Raw genomic sequence first — 20,589 nt, 5'->3', positions numbered from 1 at the left:
ACTCCTCGGGGTCGAGCGCAACAGGGGCTTATTTAGAGTGACACTCCCACCTCGCGATGCTGTGAGGACGTCCGAGCCGAGTTCCGGTTCTGACGCCGTGATTCCGGCAGGATGCGAAGCGTGGAGACTTACAAGCGCACGCCACTCGACCTGTTCGACATGCCACAGCACTTCGTCATCCCGCTCTTCCAGCGCCCATACGTCTGGCGGGAGGAAGAACAGTGGGTGCCACTGTGGCAGGACATCCAGAGAGTGGCCGACGTTCGTCTGGCACAGCCACACCTGCGTCCCCAGCATTTCCTCGGTGCCGTGGTCATGCAGAGCCAGCAGCTGCAGGGCAACCGACTGCCGTCGTGGAATGTCGTCGATGGTCAGCAGCGCATCACGACTCTGCAGTTGCTCATGGATGCCACACAGGCAGTTCTGGCCGGCAGTGACCACGCCGATCGGCTAGAGTCGTTGACCCACAACCCGCAGCGGTTCGCTGGCGACAGCCCACTCAAGTTGCGCCACCTCAACATCGACCGGCAGGCCTTCGACGAGGTCATGACCGCCGAGACACCCATCGACCACGCGTCACTCGACAACTCGGAGAGTCTCGTCGTCCAAGCCCACCACTACTTCGTCGGTGCGGTCGAGCAGTGGCTGGGGGACCCGGACTCGGACGCGTTCGGCCCGCGGGCCAAGGAAATCACCGACGTCCTCGTGGAAGGACTCACTCTCGTGTCGATCGAGCTCGAGTCCTCCGAGAAATCTCAGGAAATCTTCGAGATCCTCAACGCGCGTGGCACCCCACTGACCGCAGCAGACCTCGTGCGCAACTTCGTCTTCCAACGCGTTGAGGCCGAAGGGGGAGATGCCGAGCGGATCTACCGCCAGGAGTGGCCCTTCGAGAAGAAGTTCTGGACGAAGGAGGTCAGTGTCGGGCGGTACTTGGTCAGCCGCAGCTCGCTCTTCCTCAACCAGTGGCTCATGTCCCGGACGGGTGAGGAGGTGAGCCCGCAGTCGACGTTCACCCGGTTCAAGGCCTACGTCGAGCATCACCCCGAGCGGACCATGGCGGAACTGTTGCCGGTCATCAAGCAGCAGGCCGACCAGTACCAGCGTGGACCGAGGCCGCGGCCCGCCCGGGGGGGCGAGCTGGACGTCGTCGAGATGGCCATGTACCGCATGCAGGCGAGTGGGTTAGAGCTGCTCAAGCCTCTCTTGCTCTGGCTGCACGCGCCCGGACGTGACGTCCCGGGAGATGTCATCAACCGTGTTGTGACTGCGGCAGAGAGCTGGGTCGTGCGGCGGCAGTTCCTGCGAATGACCACCTCTGCCCTGGGTCGCGTGGTCGCGGACATCATCGCGGCTCACGATTCGGCGCCAGCAGACGAGTTGGCGGACCGGGTCGTGGGCCACCTTTCGCGCCTGGATGTGACGAGCACCTACTGGCCGGGTGACGATGAGGTCCGTCAGGCGCTCTCCCGAGAGGCGGTGTACCGGCGGTACCCACGAGCCCGCATGAGGATGTACCTCGAGGCCATCGAAGACGCCTACCGCGCCGAGACACGTCAGCCGCAGGTGGAGCGGATCGGTCTGCCGATCGAGCACATCTTGCCGCAGAAGTGGCAGGACTGGTGGCCCGTCGAGACAGCGGAGGAAGAACTCGAGCGGCAGGAGAGGGTTCACCGTCTCGGCAATCTCACCCTGTTGACGTCTTCCCTGAACTCGAAGGTGTCCAACGGCCCGTGGGCGGACAAGCAGACGGCGTTGTTGCGGCACAACACGATCACGATGACCGGGCGACTCGTCGACAGCGCTCAGCAGGTCTCGTGGGACGAGGGACGGATCGATGATCGGACCGGCGAGCTGATCGACGTCCTGCTCCGCGTCTGGCCGGTCCCGGAGGGCCACGAGGGCCGGGTGGCCGACCCGCAGACAAAGGCGGGAGACTGGGTCGAGCTCAAGCATCTCGTCGAAGGTGGCCTGATCCAGGTGGGCGACACCCTGACCTCGACGCACCGGGACTTCGCCGGCCGCGAGGCGACCATTGGTGATGACATGCTTCTCCACCTTGACGGCAAGGCCTTTGAATCCCCGTCGGGTGCGGCTCGGCATCTGCGTCAGAGCGCCACGAACGGGTGGTACTTCTGGTCGATCGCCGATGGTCGACGGTTGCGGGACGTGCGGCAGGAGTTTCTCGGTGAGCCACAGACATCGGGCAGACCTGCCGTCTACCGGGAGTTCTGGTCGTTGGCACTGGAGCGCATGCGCGATGATCATCCGACCTGGACGCGCGGCACCACGTCGACCGGACCATGGATCGATGCCTCGGTCGGCAGCTCGGGAGTCACCGTATCCACCGTGTGGAGGAGGACCGGCCTGGAGGTCCAGCTCTACTTCAATTCCGCGGACGCCGCGCTGAATCATCAGAGGTTCGAGGCGCTCTTCGATAAGCGCGCGGAGGTTGAGTCCCACTTGGACCAGTCACCGGAGTGGGACCCCATGGACGGCAGGAAGGCAGCTCGCGTCACCTTGGTCTCCACCTTCACATCCATCGACGACCGCGCGTCGTGGGACGACGCTATCGAGTGGCTGATCAGCGCTCAGTCCCAGTTCCGCGATGCGTGGACAGTCGTCGGGCCGTGACTTTTTCTCACGCTGGGTGGAACGCTCGCTCTCGGACTGAATGCGTCAGGTTCTGCCGCCAGTACCCGAGGTTGCGTCCCTCAGCTGAGGGCGGCCAACACGCTGCACTAGGTCCGACGCACCACTTCGTATATGTACTGCTCCAGATTCTGCATCTGACTCTCGATGGATGCCGTCAGAGCGGGATCGTCGATGCGCAGGCCCAGTTCGACGTTGTGAAACTCGGCGCTCTTCGAGAAGTTCGCGCTGGTGATGACGAGGGTGCGGTGGTCGATCGCGAAGAACTTCGCGTGAGTTCGCACCTGCTTGCCCTTCAGAGGTCGCGACCTCAGCACGGTGGCGCCCACGAGTTCGCCGCGATCTGCTGAGTGGTGGGTTTCCAGGATTCGGGTTTGTGGTCCGCGGCATCGCGATCGACGTATACGCGCACTGACAGGTCGGGCCGAGCCGCCGCGTCACGCAAGGCGTCCCACTGAGCAGACGAGCGTTGGAAGTTGAATGTGGCACACACAATAGATTCGCGCGCGTTCGCTACCAGCTGGTGGAGGGACGAGGTCAGCGAGCCCGTCTGCGCCAATCCCTTCGGAGTGGTCCAGATGGTGCTGATCGGGCTGTACTGGCTCCGGGCTTCGTGCACGACTCGGAGGACTTGGACGAGTCCCTCGCGGTCCTCCTTGAGGCCTGCCTGCGTGAGGAGCTTGCCCACCTCGAGGTGCCGAGAGGGAGAGATCATCTGCAGGGCCTGCGAGGCCGAAGCGCCTGACCCGAGTCGCTCGGCGAGCTTCGCTGCCTCGTCCGCGGTCAGCTGGCGAGCCAGGGACAAGCGTGCGGCGTCACCAGACATCAGGTCGACCGAAGAAGCCGAGGTCGGAATCAGGCAAGGACAGGAGGAATCTCCGGTCGAGGAAGCGGTTGCCCTTTTCGCAGGAGGTCTCCGAGACGAAGGTGCAGCAGTGGCAGGCTGCCCCGTGCAGGAAGTCCTCGGGGTCCTGGGGTGTACGGGATGAGCAGATCGGGTCGGAGGAGCAGCGAGACGTCACCCGAAGGGAGTCGTGCACCAGGGCCGCGAGCCGCGCTTCCTCGCTGAGGCGAACCAAGCCTCCCAGAGTTCCGTCGCTGTCCGAGGCGGTCGTGCAGATGATCATCCCCGCGGCTGGCTCACGCTCGGCGGTTCCCTTCCACGCATAGAGACGCTCACTGATGCTGGCCCCGCCGTAGCCACTCGACATCGCCATCTGCCGGATGAGGGTGTGGCTCAGGCTGTGGACCAGCCAGTACCGCGGTGGCTGCAGTCGGTCGTGATGATCGGCGATGTCGGAGGTCTCCGAGTACCGGTTGCGGAAGTTCCTCTCGTGGGCGGCGACATGGTGGGCCCAGAGCTCGCTCGCTTCGACCCGGGCCTCCCACTCGGAGACCATCTTCTCGTCGAGCTGGATGAAGATCCCCTCGCCGCGATCCTCGGTCGCCACGGTCCAGCGTGGGCGACCGTTGCGGTTGAGCCTGACCAGACGTGACGTCGAATCGTTGATGCGGTCGAGCTCGTCGATCCGCGTGAACCCGAGTACCGCGTTGACCTTGCGGAGGCGATCGACCGCCAGGACCCGCGCGATGCCCGGAGCCATGTCGGCGGCGACCTTCCTCGGAGAGAGCGTCAGACCGCTTGCCTTGTTCTCGTGACGTTCGCCCGGCGGGTCATCCTGAAGATAGCGCCACTCCGGCTCGAGAAGTTCGACGGGATCCCAGCGTTCCTTCCGTGCGAGCCGGTCATCCTCGCTCTCGGCCGGGGAGAGGGCGAGCTGCACGAGCTCGGCCACCTCGTCGTCGGAGAGGGACGACACGTCGATGCTCTCCCGGAGGATGCGTCGCATCATCTTGACGTTGTCGCCGAACTCCTCGAGGTCTTCCGCATGACGGGCAGCCACTGTGAGCGCCAGCTCCTGCAGAGTTTCCTCTGTGGTGGAGTCCGGCATGACGATGATCGAGGTCACGGCGGGGAACCACAGGTTGGAAGCCCCGACAAGCATCACACGTGCTTCCTTGGAGCACCCCTTCGGTTCGAACCCGTCGAGGTGAGGATGGCGACCACGACAGCGAGGCAGCCGCTCACGACCGGCCTCGCCCAGCGCCAAGGTCATGGATCTGCTAGCTCCGCACGAGCGGCATTCGATGATCGCGTTGGCGCCACGCCCCGACGTGAGCTCGCGCATGGCCAGGATGGGCACCTCCACGTCGGGCTTGCCGCATGACCCGCCCTCGTGAACCCACCACTCGTAAGGGAACTCGTCGAGGTGCCCGTTCTCGCACGCCAAGAGGTACCGCGCGGTGACCACCGGCTGGTTCTTCAGCTTGCGCCCCTTCGCCGCCAAGGTGCTCTGGCGCTGTCCCCGTCGGGTTCGGCCGGGACACCCAGCGTGCGTGAACTGTGCCAGATCAGGTCGTCGGGCTCGCTCGTTGGCATACTCCCAGACAGACAGCGGCGCTAATCGGTCGCACCCCGTACAGCGCATCCACTGAGGGAAGACAATGCTCTGCACACCGAGGTCAACGCCCTCCTTCGAGGAGGCGATCTCCTTCGGCGACCAGGGAAAGCCCCGCAGCTCACCGATCTGGTTGCCGAGCATCGTGCGGACCGTCTGGAGGAGTCGCGGGGCGTGGATCGGCCGCGAGCCGTCGCGGCGCGCGTACACCGGCTCCCACTCGTCATAACCACAGGGCATCACAGTGAAGTGGGGGAGGTCGATGATCGATCCGGGACCGTAGGTGTAGAGCAGCGCCGAAGGGCGCTGACTGCCGACCCGGGCGTAGTTCTTCTTGGTCCCGTCCTCCTGCTGTGCCGCGGCATCGCCCAAGGCATCGGGGGCCCGTCCGGCATCGTGGATGAAGTCGGTCATGGGTTCCGGTCCTTCCCTTGGGCTGCCCAGACCGGTGCGCCGGGCGGGGCCACGTAGTAGAGCCGTTCCTTGATCGGGCTGACGAGGAGATTGATCTCGGGCTGGACCTCACGCATCGAGTTGGCGACGACGAAGGGTGCCTCACCGGCCAACGCGTCCCGCGATGTCACGTTCTCCGCACTCCGCAGCAAGGGCGCGTGGGTCGAGGTGTCTCTGACTTTTTCGTAGGTGAGGGAGAGCGACCGATCACGCAGCGTGGTGCGCCGCTGCTCCCAAGTGTCCAGTCGGTTGACCAGACGGCTGCGGGCCCATTGGGCCGAGGTCTCGTCCGATGCTGCGGTGACTCGCTCCGTCATCGAGTCGATGAGGGCCTCCAGAGCTGGACGACGGTCGGCGACTCGGGCCGCACCCGCTTCCGGGGACAGCGACGTCGCATGGGCGCTCCGGCCCGCGTCGAGGACACGGGCGGCGCTGACGAGGACTCCGTCGAGCCCGCGCTCCATCGCCGTGACGGAGAAGGGAGTGACGGAGAGCGCCTCGACCTGGGCGTAGAAGGTCTCGTGGTAGTGCCGGAACTGCTCGAAGTGCGCGAGGTCGCGGGGGCGGGACCAGTTCCCAAGAGTGACGACGAGACCCGGCCGGTCGGCGGCACGTCCCACACGTGAAGAGGCCTGGATGTACTCGGCGGTGTTCTTGGGCTGACCGACGACGAGCATCAGGCCAAGGCGCTGCACGTCGACCCCGACCTGCAACATCGAAGTGGCCAGCACTACGTCGTAGGGATGGATCCGCCGACGCGCCACCTCCTTGCCGGCACGCGAGTCCTCGATCCGAGTGGCGAGTGCCTGGCTGGTGTCGTAGGCAGGGTCGAACTGCAGACCCATCTGGTCGAGGGTGCCGGTGATGTCGGCCCCCGAGACGCGAGCCGTCAGTTCCGCCGTGTGCAGACCGAAGGCGGAGCCGAACCTCCGCGGGAGATCCACTCCCGGGCGGCCCTTGGCCAGCGCGGTCTGCACGTCGTCCTGGATGTACCTCGCAAGTCCCGCCAGCTCGCGTGTGGCGCTGAAGTAACCGACCAGCGTCATGTAAGGATCGGCGGTCTCGGGTTCCGCGTCGAAGAGGAGCTGGCCGGTCGCCAGCAGGGTCTCGACAAGGCGGATCTCGGCGACGGTGAACCGCACGCCGGTCGTCGAGACGCCGAGATACCTGCGACCAGGGGAGTCTTGCGTGGGCTTGATCTCGGTGGAGAAGAAGGTCTCTGACGCGTCGATGACCTGTGGTGGGAAGAAGGTCACGGCTCGCCCGTAAAGGCTACGGACCTGCTCCGGAGCGTTGCGCACTGTCGCCGACGACGCAACGATCAGCGGCTTGATCGCATGGCCGGCGGCGTTGCGCCACGTCGAGAGGGTGTCGATGACAACCTCGAAGAGGCCGACGGTTGTGCCGAGGGCGCCGGTGATGAGGTGCAGCTCGTCCTGGATGATCAGGTCTGGTGGGCGGAGCCGGCCGTGTGGCAGCCGCCGGCCACCGCCCTTGGCTTGCTGGTGCTTGTTGTTGAGCTTGATCGTGCACGACTGCGAGTCGGGGTGGACGAAACCGTGCAGCTCGCACCGCTGGCTGACGTAGCCGAAGAGGGCCGCGGCCTCCCCCTCTCGGGCTAGTCGCGCGAACTTGTCGACCGTGGCGATGACGAAGGCAGGCGCCAGTCGGTAGATCTCCTCGTCGACGGTCAGGACAGGCAGTCCCTCGTCGACGGATCCGCCCTCGGAGAAGGGGCAGCGGCCGAACTTGTCACCGCAGCGGACGAAGACCCGCCCGGCGTCCTCATCCACCTTGACGTTGGCGGGGGCGATCGAGTGACCGCACCACGGGCACCGCTTGAACTGCAGGACGGGCAGGCGCTTCGTCCTGCCGGACTGGGCGTCGGAGACCGTCGCCGCGGCCTCGCTGATGCGCTTGGGCGTGACATCAGTTCCGACCCAGAGGCCGATCCGGAAGGGGGTCTGGCCCCACGTCGCGGTGTCGGCACGGCGTGCGACTTCGGCTGCGCAGACGAGGGTGGTCGCCCGCTGGAACTGCTGCGCGGTGAGCAGCCGGAGGGTGTACCTCATGAGGACCGCGACGCCCTCGGTGCCGTCGAGTGGTCCGTCAGTGGACTCGACGACTCCCTGCCGGCGCCGCACCGCGAAGGTGTAGGCGGCGAGGCCGAGGTAAGCCTCGGTCTTGCCGCCACCGGTGGGGAAGAAGAGGAGCTCCACGCTCGGGATGGGACCGGAGCGTCTCGGTGAGGTGGGCTCGCTGAGGGACCGGAGTTGCATGAGGACGAAGGCGAGCTGGAAGGCGCGCCATGAGTGGGCGCTCTCCTCCCTGGCGTCCACGGCCCGGGTGATGGTGTCCAGGTCGGCGGGCGCGTCGCCGGTCCGTCCCTGCGCGATCTGGCTGCGGACTCGTTGCTCGGCCATGACGGAGTTCATGAAGGAGAAGCAGCGTCGTGCCTCATCGTCCTCGACGAGGAAGTCGATGCCGTCGACGAGTTGGGTGTGCACTGCCCAGGCCTCCTCGATGGCCTCGTCCGCCGTCGACCGCAAATGGTCCGGAAGGGTGCCGGCGAGATCCTGCTGCTCGCCCAGCCACGCGGCATAACCATCAGCAATGGGACGCAGCCCGGCCTCCAGGGCCCCGGGGGTTGCCTCCGCGAGCTGTCGCATGTCGAGGAGTGCGTCGTCGATGCTCTGCGCCGTGACCTGTGGAGTCTCGGCCTGGGGAAGCCATGTCGTCTCCACTCGGACCGCTGCGCGTTGGTCGTCATCGCCCTCGGGAGTCGTCCAGGTCGCCGAGCAGGTCCGGCCGATGGCGAACTCGAGCCGGTCCCGGTACTGCAGCCGAAGTCGTTGCACCTCGGGATCAGGGTCGGGTCGAGTGTCGGTGAGGACATCACGGACTGGGAGGAAAGTCGCGTCACCGTCGGCCTCGACAGCAAGGTGGGTCTGGTAGAGCCAGGCATGGACGGGGATCGTCGGCGGCGTCTCGAGGTCGTTGCAGAGGGCCACCTCGACGATGCGTCGGCCCAGCTCGGTGTCATCGGTGATGTCGACCCGGAGGGTCACTGACTCCTCGATGGTCAGTGTGTGCGTCTGCCCCGAGGTCATGTCCGCCAGGCGAAGGGGGACCGCGTGCTGGTGATGCGTGCGCCGGTAGTGACGGCGTTCCTGCGTCGGCTCGGGAGGCGCGCCGTTCTTGGGGTTCGTCTCGACGGCGACCTTTTCGGCTGAGTAGGTACCCCACGTGGCCGTCACGGTGACGGCCGGGCAGGCAGCGGCGACCTGGAACCGGAGTCCCATGGAGGCGGGGATCGTCAACCCTCGACGGATCGGGGTGTCCTCGGCGCCGGTGTCCTCGTCGGAGTCGATGGCCGAGTCGTCGACATTGGTGACCGGGAGCCCGCGGACGTCACGCGCGTCATGCTCGTCGCCCAGTTCGATGGTGTCGTCATCTTGGGAGTTCTGGTCCGTGGCGCCGTCCGTGCTCGGAGCCGCACCCTGTCCGGCCGTGAGCCGTACGGGGGCGATGCGCCCGACGAGGTAGCGTCCGTCCGGCTTGATCGGGAGGAGCTCGTCAGGACCGCCGGCCGGTCCTACGAGCTCGCGATGGAGGACTCGGGTCAGGGACTCCCGTGCGGTCCACGAGGAGCCGTCCGGGTCCATGGGTGGCGTCGGCGAATCGAGGCGATTGGCAGGGCCGGGCGTCGTGCTCATCGAGTGCCTTCCTCCGCTGCGCGGCGATGGTTTTCTTCGAGCAGGCGGTCGAGGATCGCAACTCGTGCGGCGGGAGAGACCGTCCACCGCGTCATCTGGCGGTACGTGTGGAACCCGTGGTCGAGCGGCACGTCGTCCCAGCCGTACGCCGCCATCACCGCGTGGTCGAGGTCGACGTGGATCTCCCGCACCCGGGCGACATCAGCATCGCTGTCGGAGGCAAGGTCGGGGTCGTTGACGAGGTTGTAGAGCGCGGTGAGCCCGAGCTCTCGACGCAGCATGATCTCGCGTCGGTCCTCGTCAAGGCGACGTCCGACGACTCCCAGCCTGGCGTAGTTAGATGGGCGCGGGAAGGTCTCGAACACGTCGGACGGGGTGTACCTGACCCCAGTTCCGAGTGTCGAGGCATGAGTGACGGCCCAGAGCTGGTTAACGGAGGACGAGAGTACCGCCTGGTCAACGAAACTGTCCGTGGCGAAAACCACCAGTTGTTCGCTGGGCACCCCTGAGATTGGCACCCTGACAGGCATTACGGTCTTGCTGACTCGCGCGATGGCGAGGCATTCGTGCACGTCTGCGAGGGCCTTCCGCATGGCGGGCCTCGGATTCCAGAATTTCCACCACTCGTGGACCATGCGGGGGTACTTGTTGCCGTCTTTGGCAATCCGTTCGGGCTTCACGGCGGCGTCTAGGTGCTGCCAAGGGATGGCATAGCGTTCAGCTTCCTCTTGGCTTCGTTCTCCCATGTCGATGACCCACCTGGAAGGTGAGCCGTCGGGGCGGGAGTTCAGGTCTTCGCCGTTGAGGTATGGGAAGAGCACATCGGCATTAGCCGGGTCTGCGTCGATCCAAGCAAGCGCAACCTCGGGCTGGAGGACGAATCCCTTTCCCAAGGCGTAGCAGCCGATAAACGCAGTGTCCTCGTTCTCCTTCAACCGCGAGGGATGACCGGAGACTCGCCCCTCGGGCTCAAGCAGGGTGGAGACCGCTCGCACAGGCTCGTCATCGCAGACGCGCGTGATGGCGTTAGCGACCGTGGCCGTGGTACCCCAAACAGCGGCATATTCGAGATTGGCGCTCTTTGCCGGCCAAGACCGCGACCGGACTGCGCGGATGATGGTGAAGCCATCGGAGACCAAGCGGTCGAGACCAACTTCCCGGGTGTCACCTTGAGCAAGCGTGTTGGTCGCGATGAGTCCGATAACCCCGTTGGGGCTGAGTAGCGTAACAGCCCGCAGGAAGAAGTACGCGACGAGGTCTGCGTTGCCCTTCTGCCCCTGTGCCAAGATATTCACCAGCCACTCGCGAAGGTTGGAACCCAACGCGGGGGAGAGTTTTTTCCCTCCGAGGAAGGGCGGGTTGCCGATGATGGCGTCGAAGCCGCCGCGCTCCATGACGTCGGGGACTTCGAGCGGCCAGTGGAGCGGCTGCCACCGCTCGTAGTCGGTCTGCACGGCTGGCGTGAGACCGGCTTCCACCCGACGCGCGAGGAGGCTGTTGTCGCTGCCGTCGTCGGAGCGGACGACGGCCCGGAGGTCGGCGTACGCCTCGTCCAGCGCCCGGCCGCGCTTGCCGCCGAGGCGCAGGCCCGTGGCGATCACAGCGTCGGCGACGCGCTTGAGAGGCGCCACCTCGCCGCGGAAACGGGCGAGCTGGCGGCGCTTCGCCCGACCATCGCGCTGGGCGTCGCCCTCCGCGATGACCCCGCGCAAGGCAGAGCGGAGGCGGAGTGCCTGAGAGAGGTGCTCGTCGATGTCGAGGCTGAGGTCGAGCTCGTTGTCGTCGGTCAGGCTCCACCGCCCGGCATCCTGCCGTGAGTGCGGCTCGATGTGCAGCTCCTCCAGCTGGCGCAGGTTCGTCAGGCCGAGCAGGGAGTTTCCGACGATGATCTTGTCGTCGACGAAGGAGAAGGGCTCGTGGCGGTCCAGAGAGACGAGCCACAGGGAGAGCTTGCACATCTCGACGGCCATCGCATTGATGTCGGCTCCGTAGAGGCAGTTCGCCACGACGAGGCGGACCGCCTGGATGCGCACGTCTTCAGCCGATCCGTGGACGGACTGCTCGTGGCGTTGCCACGACTCGACGAGTCGTGCACCGAGGTACCGGGCAGCTGCCACGAGGAAGGCTCCAGAGCCGCAGGCGATGTCGGCGATGCGCAGGTCGAGCAGGTCCTCGGGTGGGAGGATCTGCCACTGGTCCCGGTCATTGGTCTGGTGTGGCCCGGGGCGGTAGCACAGCGGATCGAGAGCGTGCTGGACCACCGATTCGGCGAGATCGCGAGGCGTGTAGTGAGCGCCGGCATTGCTGCGCGAGGGGGTCTCGACGACGAGGAGGTCGCCGGGATGCGCCACGACGGGGCGACCCCGCAGATCACGTCGGATCGCGCCGATCCACGGGCGCAATGCCTCGCGGACCTGCTCGTCATGAGGAGCCACCGCGCGCAGTGCCTGCTCGACTCCTTCCATGGAGTCAGACGACGCGAGCGCCTTCTTCAGGGCTGCCTTCGACTGCAGGGTGCTGGCAGGCTGATGTGTCTTGGCCCAGGCGATGATCGCCGCGGCGAGCTCTCCGTCGGGGTCGCTGGATGCGCCGTGCCGCTCAGCGAGATCGTCCAGGACGGAGACTGGCACCTCGGGCTCGGAACCTTCCTTGCCGATCAGGCCGACGGTCAGAGAGGTGGCGCGCGTGCAGGTGTAGCCGAGCAGGCCTTCGTAGATGTAGCCGATCTGCTCGACATCGATGTCGCGGAAGGAGATCCGGCGTGCGTCCTGACCGGACAAGCGAGCGACCTGGACGGCGTCGAGGACAGCTCGCATGACGCGATCACTGACCATCACCGAGAGGCCGCCACTCGAGGTGGTCGTCGTCAGGAAGGTGAAACGTTCCGGGTCAAACAGCGAACCTCCGTACGCGGGCAGGCGCATGTCCTCGAAGGTCGAGCCCCTGTGCAACGCAGTCGAGGTCGCGAGCAAACGGTGCCACGTCTGGTGGGTCCCGTCGAGGGCCTCCTCACCTTCGTGGCGCGCTCGGTCATCGAGATGATCCAACTGCGTGGCCAGCCCGTAGCCGGCGGAGTAGAGGGATCCCTCTGGCAGGAGCCCACGCTCCTCGGCGAAGAGCAGGAAGACGACTCGCATCATGACCGTGACGGCGGCCTCGTAGATCTCGGCCCCGTCGTCGGGCAGGGGATCTGGGTCGCCGAGGGCGCGGGCGGTCGCCCCAGCCCTCGAGAAGTCCGAGATCACGAGCTCGACGGCACGCCTGACCTGCACACCGAGTGAGGTGGTGATCTCCTCTGCTGCGGCGACGGACTCGACGAAGAGTGCTGGCAGACGGTCAGCCTCGGCGCCGCCGATCAGACGGAGCGGGTCGACGAGGTGGAGGAAGGCATCACGGACGGTGGTTTCCTCGATCCACGTTAAGGCATCGACGATGCCTGAGGCGGCAAGACCCCCTTCGGCAGCGCTGACGAGCGCCCACCACCGGCCATCGGAGACGATCCCGATCGGCACTCGGCTCGCGCGGAGCATGATCTCCATGCGGTCGATCGGTGAGGTGGCCCACCCGTCGTCCAGGTGATCGCGGAGCGAGAGCACCGGGTCGACGACCCACACGAGTGCCTCCGCATCTCCCAACGTCGTCGTGGGGGAGACGGTCACCGACTGGTCGGGGGACGACACGGTCGCCGCGGCCGGTGTCGATCCTGAGTCCACCTGATCCCAGCCGACGACCTCATTGAGCACGGTGTGGACCCAGCGGTCCCGGACCTCGCGGTAGCGCCCGAGATCGCCGTCTGGGTCGATGCGCCAGGCATCCCACGCTGCGTCCAGCGCCGGCTTGGTGTCGGTGAGGGTGGCCCGCTGGTGCTCCGTCAGCGTCGGCATCCCCTGGGGCCACAGGCGGGTGAGAGCAGGGACCGAAAGGAAGGGACCTTCGGCGTCGACGAGACTCAGCCACGCGCGATGCTGTTCCGAGGCCTTGGGCGCACGCCGTCTGGATGAGACGCGACCAGCCATCACGCTGCACCTCCTCGGGCAACCGCGTCCTCCGGGGTGAGGGCGAAGACGACTCCGGCGGTGCTGACGAACTGCCGGACGTCCTCGTACCTCTCGCGGATCGCAGCGAGCTCGCGCCGCTCTTCGTCGTCAAGTTCCGCAGCCCTGGCCTGCATCTTGACGAGGTCCCTTTGGCGCTGGCGCTGCTGGTCATCGGCGAAGAGCATCGTCGACTGCGCCTCGATCTGCTCGGAGAGCTCAGCCACAGACTCCTCGAGCACGCCTCGGAAAGCTGCATAGATGCCCCGCGCACGCTCCTCGTCTGCTTCGGCGCGTGCGGCGAGATCGCCCGTGACGGCTGATTGCTTCTGCGTGGCCCGCTGACGCACGGCTTCCTCCAGTCGTGTGCGCATCCTCGACGTGGTGCTGGTGCTGCCATTCCACTCGTCGGCCAGTCCGGCCCGGACGTCGTGGCTGGCGAGCTGGAGGCCGGGGCTGTCGAGGGCGGTGTCGAGCAGCTCCTCGACCTTGGCCTCCGCCATCGTATGGCCACGAAGCCGGATGCCGGTCAGGAACACCTCTTCGTGGAGCCTCAAGCCTCCACGTCCCACGAGGACGAGCCGGGAGACCGTGGCGACGCACGACGTGGGCAGCCCGTCAACGACGACGGCGGTGACCCGGTGCAGGTCGCTCGAGCCGCCGGTGAGGGCGCTGCGCAGGATGCGTGAGGCCTTTTGCATGAGGGCATGACCGAGATGGACGTGGACGAGGTCGTCGCGGCGTCGCCCACCTCCGTCCAGGTCATCGGGGGCGGTCATGGCTGAGTCGTCGAAGGTGATCGGGCGAAGGACTCCGGGTTCGCGTCGGGTGTCGAGTCCTTCCAGGGCCTGCTGCCAGTTGGACCCCAGAGTCGGCACCGCGAACACCTGGGCGTCGGTGAGGTCGTCATCGATGACCTTGAGCGGAGGTTGATTCGCCACAGTCAGGGCGGTGTCGACCACTCGTCGGGAGGCAAAAGGGGTGAGGTGCATGCGTACCTTGTTTGCCTCGTAGTTCCGCGACAGTGCGGTCAGTTCCTTGTTCAGGTTGAGGTTGCTCGAGAGGGCGCGGTTCACGCCGTCGCTGCTGTCATCGCTCGTCGACGGAGCCGTCCTGGAGCGGTTGGGGTGGAAACGCTCCTGAATCTGCGAGTCGATCACCTGGTTGACACGGCCCAGGTCGGACGCGATGGTGTCGACCTTGCTCGCGATGCGCTGGAGGAAGTCGAGGTCCGCTCCGTAGGTGCTCGCTGTGGCCACGGGGGCGAAGGTGAAGACCTCAGGACTCTGGGTCTGGCCGTAGCGGTCGATCCTGCCGATGCGTTGCTCCAGTCGCGAGGGGTTGAAGGGGACGTCGAGGTTGACCATCCGGTGGCAAAAGTCCTGCAGGTCGATCCCCTCGCCGGCGGCGTCCGTGGCCACGAGGACGCGAATGTCCTCCTTGGTCGGCTCGGTGGTGAACCGCTCGCGGATGATCTCGCGCGTATCCGTGTCCGTCGACCCCTCGATGGCGGCCACGCGGTCGCCGTATCCGCGCTGCTCGAGCACTCCCATGACCCACCTGAGCGTGGCGGAGTACTCGGTGAAGATGACGACGCGCTCGTTTGACCAGTGCTTGCCATCCGGTCTGCAGATGCTGTCGAGCCATTCGACGAGCGCGCTGAGCTTGGCGTCCGGCTGGTGCTGGTAGCTCTCGCCCCAGGCCAAGAGCTCGTCGATTTCGTCGTCCGTGGCTGACACCAGCGGGTCGGTGCCCTTGCTCTGGCGCAGAGCGGTCAGCTCAGGCTGCTCGACGTGACCCTCCTCCTCGTCGCTCTGGCCGGTGCCGAGCACCTCGTCGTAGTACGCCTCATCGATGTCGTCGGGCCAGCCCGCCCCGGCGTCCGCGGCGAGGTAGTGCTGCAGGGTGAGGGCGAACGCCCACGGGCTGGAGAGAAAGCGCTTCTTCAGGAGGAGGGCGACGATGTCGCCGGCCCGGCGGCGACCGTTTGCCTGTGCGCTGGACTCCAGCACCCGGGTGAGCAGAGCGAAGGCGTCCTCTTCCCCCTTCGCCGGGGTGAAGGGGATTTGCTTGACCTGACGCTTCTTGAAGCCCATCTCTGGTAGGTCGGACTTCAACCGTCGGACCTTGATCTCCTCAAGGGCACGCTGGTCGACCTTCGCGCCGCGGGCAAAGCGCCGGTTATCGATCATCTCGAGGAGGGCGGTGAAGGACTCGGTGTGGCCGTTGTGCGGAGTCGCGCTGAGGAAGAGGCGGTGCTCGCAGACGCCAGCGAGCTCGCGCACGGCTATGGTCCGCTTGCTGTCGACGGCGTAACCGCGACCTCCGCCGACACCACTCGGGCTGGCCGGAGCGACGTGGTGGGCTTCGTCGACGACGAGCATGTCGAAGGCATAGCGCTTGGCGGTGCTGGCGCCGGTCACGCCCGCGTAGACGTCCCTGAGCATGCGCTGCGCTCGGGGTGTGGGCAGCCACGCCATGCTGACGATGATGCGGGGGTACAGGCGGAAGGGGTTGGCCGCCAAGCCATGTGTCCGGCGGGTCTGGGCCAAGGTGGCCGAGTTGACGATCGTGAAGTCCAGCCCGAACTTCTCCTGCATCTCGTCCTGCCACTTCACGGCAAGGCTCGGTGGGCACACGATGATGACCGAACGCGCTCGGTGGCGTAGGAGCAACTCCTGGATGACGAGTCCGGCTTCGATGGTCTTGCCGAGCCCGACGTCGTCGGCGAGGAGCAGGTTGGTCCGGGGCGCAGCCAAGGCTCGCCGCAGCGGCTCGAGCTGATACGGCTCGACGTTGGCGCCTGAGCGGTACGGCGCTTGGTAGGCGTGCTCGTCCGCCGAAGTCACCGCGCCCCAGCGCACGGCGTCGACGAAGGCTCCGAGCGTGTTGGGGTCGTCGAAGGTCTCGGCGCTCAGAGTCTCGGGAAGTCCCCGGTCGGGGATGATCGACTGTCCGACCTCAAGCTCCCACACGACGGTTGCCTCTTCGCCCAGCCGGTCCTCGTCCAGGGACTGGAGCGAGACAAGGTGCTGCAACTCGGATGCCGTCTCGTCGGCCGGGCTGCGCAGGAGGCCCTGCGTGGTCACCTCGGTCACCGCCCACGTGGACCCGCGGACGGAGACCACATGGCCAGCCTGTGGAAGCTCAGGCCGCGGCTGTCGGCTCGCGGTGGCACTGTTGGTGCTGGTGGCAGCTGAGACAGTCACCGGTGACCTCGAATTCACGGGAAGGAGGACGCTGGCCGAGCCAACGCCACTTGGGCTTTCTGGTGTGGACTCTGACACACAGTTGCGAAAATCGCAACACACCCCTAGTGTGGGTCGCATGGAAACCCCCGTGGAACGCGTGCGCCTTGTCATGGAACGCACCGGATTGAGCCAGGGGGAGTTCGCCCAGCAGGTGGGATTGGACGCCTCGAAGATGTCGAAGTCCCTTGCGGGAGCTCGTCGGTTCAGCTCTCTGGACTTGGCCAGGATCGCCGAGTTTGGCCATGTCTCCGTCGACTGGCTCCTCACGGGGGAGGAGGACGCGGTCGCGATGGCGGCGCGCGCCGAGGGTGGTACCAACATCGGAGGTGCCGCAGCTATGGCTGCTCGCATCACGGAGCTCCGTAGCAGTGCTGTTGCACTGGGGCGCGGGCGAGTGACCACGAAGGTCGAGATGCCTCGCTCAGGTCAGTGGGCGGCGGACGGAGAGGCTCTGGCGCTCTCGGCGCGCGAAGCCATCGGCGGCGAGGTGCATCTGGCCGACGACCTGGCCTCCGAGATCGACCGTCTCTTCGGGGTGGATGTCGGGATCATGGACCTTGGTGATGCCGTGGACGGCCTCTGTGCTCGGACAGACGAGGCCGTGGCGATCTTGGCAGCGCCGACCCCCATCTTCGCAAGGCAACGTTTCACCCTGGCCCACGAGCTGGGTCACGTACTGGCGGAGGACGACCAGGGATCCACGTCGACGAAGACGTCTTCGCCGCCGGTCATCGGGAGAGCGAGCAGCGCGCCAACGCCTTTGCGGCAGCGCTCCTTATGCCGGAGGCCTATCTCCGCGAGGTCGTGGTCGACTCGTTGGATGACGTCGCCTTCGCCAATCTGGTGCTGGATCTCAAGGTGTCGCCGAGTGCGCTGGCGATCCGGCTCAAGAGACTGAGGCTGGTGGACGGCATGACGCAGACGGCGCTGCAGTCCATGACCATGCGTGAGGCTCAGGCGTTGGCTGACCGCGGGGCCGAGGCCTCCGCGGCGAGCCAACTCGCGATGCAGGATCGACCGCCACCGACGCTCGGTCGCGACCTGTATGAGGCATATCTGGACGGTGACACCACTCTGCGCCCCTACGCCTCGTTGCTGGGCACAGACACTGAGTCGCTGCGCGCGTCGCTCGAGAGCGCAGGCTCCTGAGAGATGGCGGCTGCGGTCTTCCCGGACAACACGGTGCTGTGCAACTTCGCGTGCGTGGGGCGAGTCGACCTCCTAGGTGATCACCTGCGGGGACGTGGCCGCTGGGTAGAAGCGGTTGCCGCAGAAGCGGAGGCCTCCGCTGGCCATCTGCCCGACCTTCGGAGGCTCATCGAGCGAGGGTGGCTCGGGGAGCCGATCGAGATCGTCGAGCCTGCCGATGTGCGTGCAGTCGAGCATTTGCGCGTCACCGTCTTTGGCGGCACGCGCGTCCGACCACTGCAGCACCTCGGCGAGGCGCAGTCATGCTTCTTGCTGACCAGCGATGACCAGTGGAGTGATTCGGTGTGGGTAACCGATGACCGGGATGCCTTCGAGTTCGCCCAGAGCCGGGGGATCCTCACCAGAGGCACCGTCGAACTGTTTCGCGCACTAGTGGCGGATGGCGACCTGACCCCGGACGGCGCGTTTGCGGTGCTTCAGGACATCTACGCCGAACGCGGGCTGCGGATACCGAGTTCTCCTCGAGAGCTGCTTTAAGAGTGTCGACGAAGTGGTGAGTCAGCCGCGGCGGCCGTGCCTGCGGAGTTCGTCGGGGAGTGGCCTGGAGTGCACGACCGACAGCTCTCGGTTGGCGCGGGTGAGGCTGGTGTACAACTGCCCGACACGACCGACGTTGCGCGGGAAGTCTCCCGGTTCGACGACCACGACGGCGTCGAACTCCAGGCCTCGAGCAGTCGTTGGGGTCATCACCTTGATGGACTTGCTTGCCTTGACCCACGTGTGGTGAGGCTTGCGCTTCCAGCCGGCTTTCAGCAGGTGAGTGTGGAACTCGTCCAACTCGTTGCGAAGAACGATGACCGCGACCTGACCTGTCGAGTGAGCGGACCGAAGACGCAGCGCCTCCTCCTCGACCAGGCCATTTCTGGCTCTGTGAGTGGGCGCTCGCCGTACCGCCGGTGCCGTGCCGCCGCTCTGCAGAGACTTGGTGCCGCGTTGAGAAGCAGGGAGCAATGGTCTAGCGAAGTCCAGGATGGCCTGAGTCGACCGGTAGCCGCGGGTGAGGGTGACTGGTTCACAGTCCCCACCCGCAGGACCCGTCAGCCCTAGTGTGTCGATGACCCGCTGCCACGACCCGTACCCGACGTCGTTCCTACGCTGGTTCATGTCTCCGACGATCGTGAAGTTACCCGTGGTGCGGGCACGAAGGATCTCCCAGGTCAGCGGCGAGATGTCCTGCGCTTCGTCCACGAGCACGTGATCGAAAGTGCGCGAAGGGCCCTGAACCGCGACGGAGATCGCTGCCAGAAGAGGTTGGAGAGAGCGCCTGCCGCGTGCTGCTCCGAAGGATGGCAGATCTCTGGTGAAACCTCGGAGCGCCTCCGGCACCCCGATCGGCACGTTGGAAATCGTCGTCCCGTAGCGAATCGCCGTATACACGGACGCCAGATTCGCCTCATGGGATCCCTTGCCCCGGGCCCATCCTTCACTACTGCCGATGATCTTCGTGGCCGACTGCGCCAACGACATCAATGACGCGTCGACCTCATCCACCCCGTAGTCGATGGATCCCTCGAGCTTGTGGGAGGCTCCGATCGTGTTCTCGAAGAACATGGCCAGGCTCTGGATGCTGACGTCGCGTTCGGCCAGCCCACGCAGCGCAGAATGGGACTGCTGCACGGATAGGTGACAGTGGTAGTCACGCAGCCTGGTCGGCTGGTGTGGTCATGGTTGTCTCGTATTCGGTGGGCGTCAATCGGCCGAGGCGGTCTTGTCGTCGTCGGCGGTGGTAGGTGCGTTCGATCCAGGTGACGATCGCGATCCGCAACTCGTCGCGGGTGTCCCAGCGGCGTTGGTTGAGGACGTTCTTTTGCAGGAGGGCGAAGAAGGATTCCATCGCGGCATTGTCACCGCAGGCACCGACTCGGCCCATGGACCCGACGAGCTGGTGGCGGCCCAGGCGGTGGACGTATCGGCGGCTTCGAAATTGACCAGATTCAATCGATCGTCGCACCACCGGCTGTTTGCATCGACTGTAGATGCTCCTCGAAGGCCTCGGCGGGAGTCTTCCAGCCAAGGCTCTTGCGGGGTCGTCCGTTGAGCGCCATGGCGACGGCCTGAATCTCGTCGTTGCTCCACCGCGACAGGTCGGTGCCCTTCGGGAAGTACTGGCGAAGGAGCCCGTTGGTGTTCTCGTTGGTTCCGCGCTGCCACGGGCTGTGCGGGTCAGCGAAGAACACCGGGATGCCTGTCTCGACCTTGAATGCGGCGTGCGCCGACAGTTCCTTGCCGCGGTCCCAGGTCAGTGATCGCCGCATCTGCTCAGGCAACGTCGTCATGGTCGCGGCGAGTGCGTTCTTCATCGTGATCGCGCCGTAGCCGGCCAACGCCGGCCCGTTCTTCACGGTCTGCTTGTGGCGGTACTCCTCCTCCCGCGGCAGGTGGACGAGCATCGTGAAGCGCGTGGTCCGGTCGACCAGCGTGCCGATCGCTGAACGCTCCAGGCCGATGATCAAGTCGCCCTCCCAGTGGCCTGGAACCGCGCGGTCCTCCGCTTCTGCGGGGCGCTGGCTGATCAGCACTTCCTCGGTCACGTGCCCCCAAGCCTTCTGACGGTTTCGGGCTCGAGGAACGCGCAGCGCACGTCCACTGCGCAGGCAACTGACCAGCTCCCGCTTCAACGCACCGCGGCCCTCGACGTAGAGCGCTTGGTAGATCGCCTCGTGGCTGATGCGCATGGATTCATCATCCGGGAAGTCGATCGGCAACCGACGCGCGATCTGCTCCGGGCTCCACGCCTGCGTCCAACGACGATCCTTGCGATGGGGCTTGTTACGGCCCTTCCACTCCGGCCCGTCCGGCCCCACTACCTCGCCGT

12 protein-coding genes and 1 pseudogene are annotated in these 20,589 nt (G+C 66.1%); 3 read left to right on the top strand and 10 right to left on the bottom strand.

All coding sequences use genetic code 11. From position 1 onward, the window contains the following. Nucleotides 1–120 precede the first annotated feature (120 nt). A complete protein-coding gene (locus B277_RS03325; protein ID WP_007925161.1) occupies nt 121–2,634 on the top strand; it encodes a DUF4268 domain-containing protein in 2,514 nt (837 codons plus the stop codon). A gap of 107 nt (nt 2,635–2,741) precedes the next feature. Here B277_RS03325 and B277_RS18280 read toward each other — a convergent pair whose 3' ends face one another. The 7 genes from B277_RS18280 to B277_RS15715 all read right to left on the bottom strand — a co-directional run bounded on the left by B277_RS18280 (nt 2,742) and on the right by B277_RS15715 (nt 17,238). Continuing rightward, the gene (locus tag B277_RS18280; protein ID WP_051987830.1) at nt 2,742–2,981 is read right to left on the bottom strand and encodes a phospholipase D-like domain-containing protein; all 240 of its coding nucleotides are present in this window, start codon (nt 2,979–2,981) and stop codon (nt 2,742–2,744) included. Beyond that, on the bottom strand, nt 2,963–3,478 hold the full coding sequence (locus B277_RS03320) for a phospholipase D-like domain-containing protein (protein WP_051987828.1): 516 nt from the start codon (nt 3,476–3,478) through the stop codon (nt 2,963–2,965). Before B277_RS03320 ends, B277_RS18280 begins: the two co-directional genes overlap by 19 nt. Continuing rightward, nucleotides 3,468–5,525 (bottom strand): DUF1998 domain-containing protein, encoded by a 2,058-nt coding sequence (gene drmB / locus B277_RS03315; RefSeq protein ID WP_007925159.1) that lies wholly within the window; start codon nt 5,523–5,525, stop codon nt 3,468–3,470. The genes B277_RS03320 and drmB overlap by 11 nt, the downstream gene beginning before the upstream one ends. Then, complete coding sequence (gene drmA / locus B277_RS03310) at nt 5,522–9,280, bottom strand: DISARM system helicase DrmA (RefSeq protein WP_128276878.1); 3,759 nt, start codon at nt 9,278–9,280, stop codon at nt 5,522–5,524. The genes drmB and drmA overlap by 4 nt, the downstream gene beginning before the upstream one ends. Further along, entirely contained in the window at nt 9,277–13,296 is a 4,020-nt protein-coding gene (locus B277_RS03305) for an Eco57I restriction-modification methylase domain-containing protein (protein ID WP_040880720.1), read from the bottom strand. The genes drmA and B277_RS03305 overlap by 4 nt, the downstream gene beginning before the upstream one ends. Next, nucleotides 13,296–16,523: a DISARM system SNF2-like helicase DrmD gene (drmD, locus tag B277_RS03300; RefSeq protein ID WP_274517169.1), complete on the bottom strand. Its 3,228-nt coding sequence runs from the start codon at nt 16,521–16,523 to the stop codon at nt 13,296–13,298. The genes B277_RS03305 and drmD overlap by 1 nt, the downstream gene beginning before the upstream one ends. Before the next feature lie 463 nt (nt 16,524–16,986). Beyond that, on the bottom strand, nt 16,987–17,238 hold the full coding sequence (locus tag B277_RS15715; RefSeq protein WP_051987826.1) for a hypothetical protein: 252 nt from the start codon (nt 17,236–17,238) through the stop codon (nt 16,987–16,989). Here B277_RS15715 and B277_RS15710 point away from each other — a divergent pair. Continuing rightward, the gene (locus B277_RS15710; protein WP_083853618.1) at nt 17,145–17,714 is read left to right on the top strand and encodes an ImmA/IrrE family metallo-endopeptidase; all 570 of its coding nucleotides are present in this window, start codon (nt 17,145–17,147) and stop codon (nt 17,712–17,714) included. The two genes, B277_RS15715 and B277_RS15710, sit on opposite strands and share 94 nt — an antisense overlap. Nucleotides 17,715–17,717: 3 nt before the next feature. Beyond that, nucleotides 17,718–18,251, top strand: a complete 534-nt coding sequence (locus B277_RS03290) for a hypothetical protein (RefSeq protein WP_040880697.1) — start codon at nt 17,718–17,720, stop codon at nt 18,249–18,251. A gap of 21 nt (nt 18,252–18,272) precedes the next feature. On the opposite strand, the gene B277_RS03285 is transcribed toward B277_RS03290, so the two are convergent. From B277_RS03285 to B277_RS03275, 3 genes and pseudogenes are all read right to left on the bottom strand, one after another. Continuing rightward, nucleotides 18,273–19,391, bottom strand: a complete 1,119-nt coding sequence (locus B277_RS03285; RefSeq protein WP_007925140.1) for a UvrD-helicase domain-containing protein — start codon at nt 19,389–19,391, stop codon at nt 18,273–18,275. A gap of 19 nt (nt 19,392–19,410) precedes the next feature. Further along, nucleotides 19,411–19,707 (bottom strand): annotated as a pseudogene (locus B277_RS03280) (integrase core domain-containing protein); the annotation flags it as partial. A 1-nt stretch (nt 19,708) separates the two neighbouring features. Further along, nucleotides 19,709–20,589, bottom strand: an 881-nt coding sequence (locus tag B277_RS03275) for an IS30 family transposase (RefSeq protein WP_007925136.1), incomplete at its 5' end; no start/stop codon positions are given.

The sequence above is a fragment of the Janibacter hoylei PVAS-1 genome (assembly GCF_000297495.1).
Taxonomy (GTDB): domain Bacteria; phylum Actinomycetota; class Actinomycetes; order Actinomycetales; family Dermatophilaceae; genus Janibacter; species Janibacter hoylei.
This window is presented reverse-complemented; position numbering and strand designations above follow the sequence as displayed.

What these genes read in the sequence shown, in the direction of transcription:
- B277_RS03320 (WP_051987828.1), bottom strand. Translation starts at nt 3,478, where the DNA reads ATGTCTGGTGACGCCGCACGCTTGTCCCTGGCTCGCCAGCTGACCGCG.
- drmB (WP_007925159.1), bottom strand. Translation starts at nt 5,525, where the DNA reads ATGACCGACTTCATCCACGATGCCGGACGGGCCCCCGATGCCTTGGGC.
- drmA (WP_128276878.1), bottom strand. Translation starts at nt 9,280, where the DNA reads ATGAGCACGACGCCCGGCCCTGCCAATCGCCTCGATTCGCCGACGCCA.
- B277_RS03305 (WP_040880720.1), bottom strand. Translation starts at nt 13,296, where the DNA reads ATGGCTGGTCGCGTCTCATCCAGACGGCGTGCGCCCAAGGCCTCGGAA.
- B277_RS03290 (WP_040880697.1), top strand. Translation starts at nt 17,718, where the DNA reads ATGGCGGCTGCGGTCTTCCCGGACAACACGGTGCTGTGCAACTTCGCG.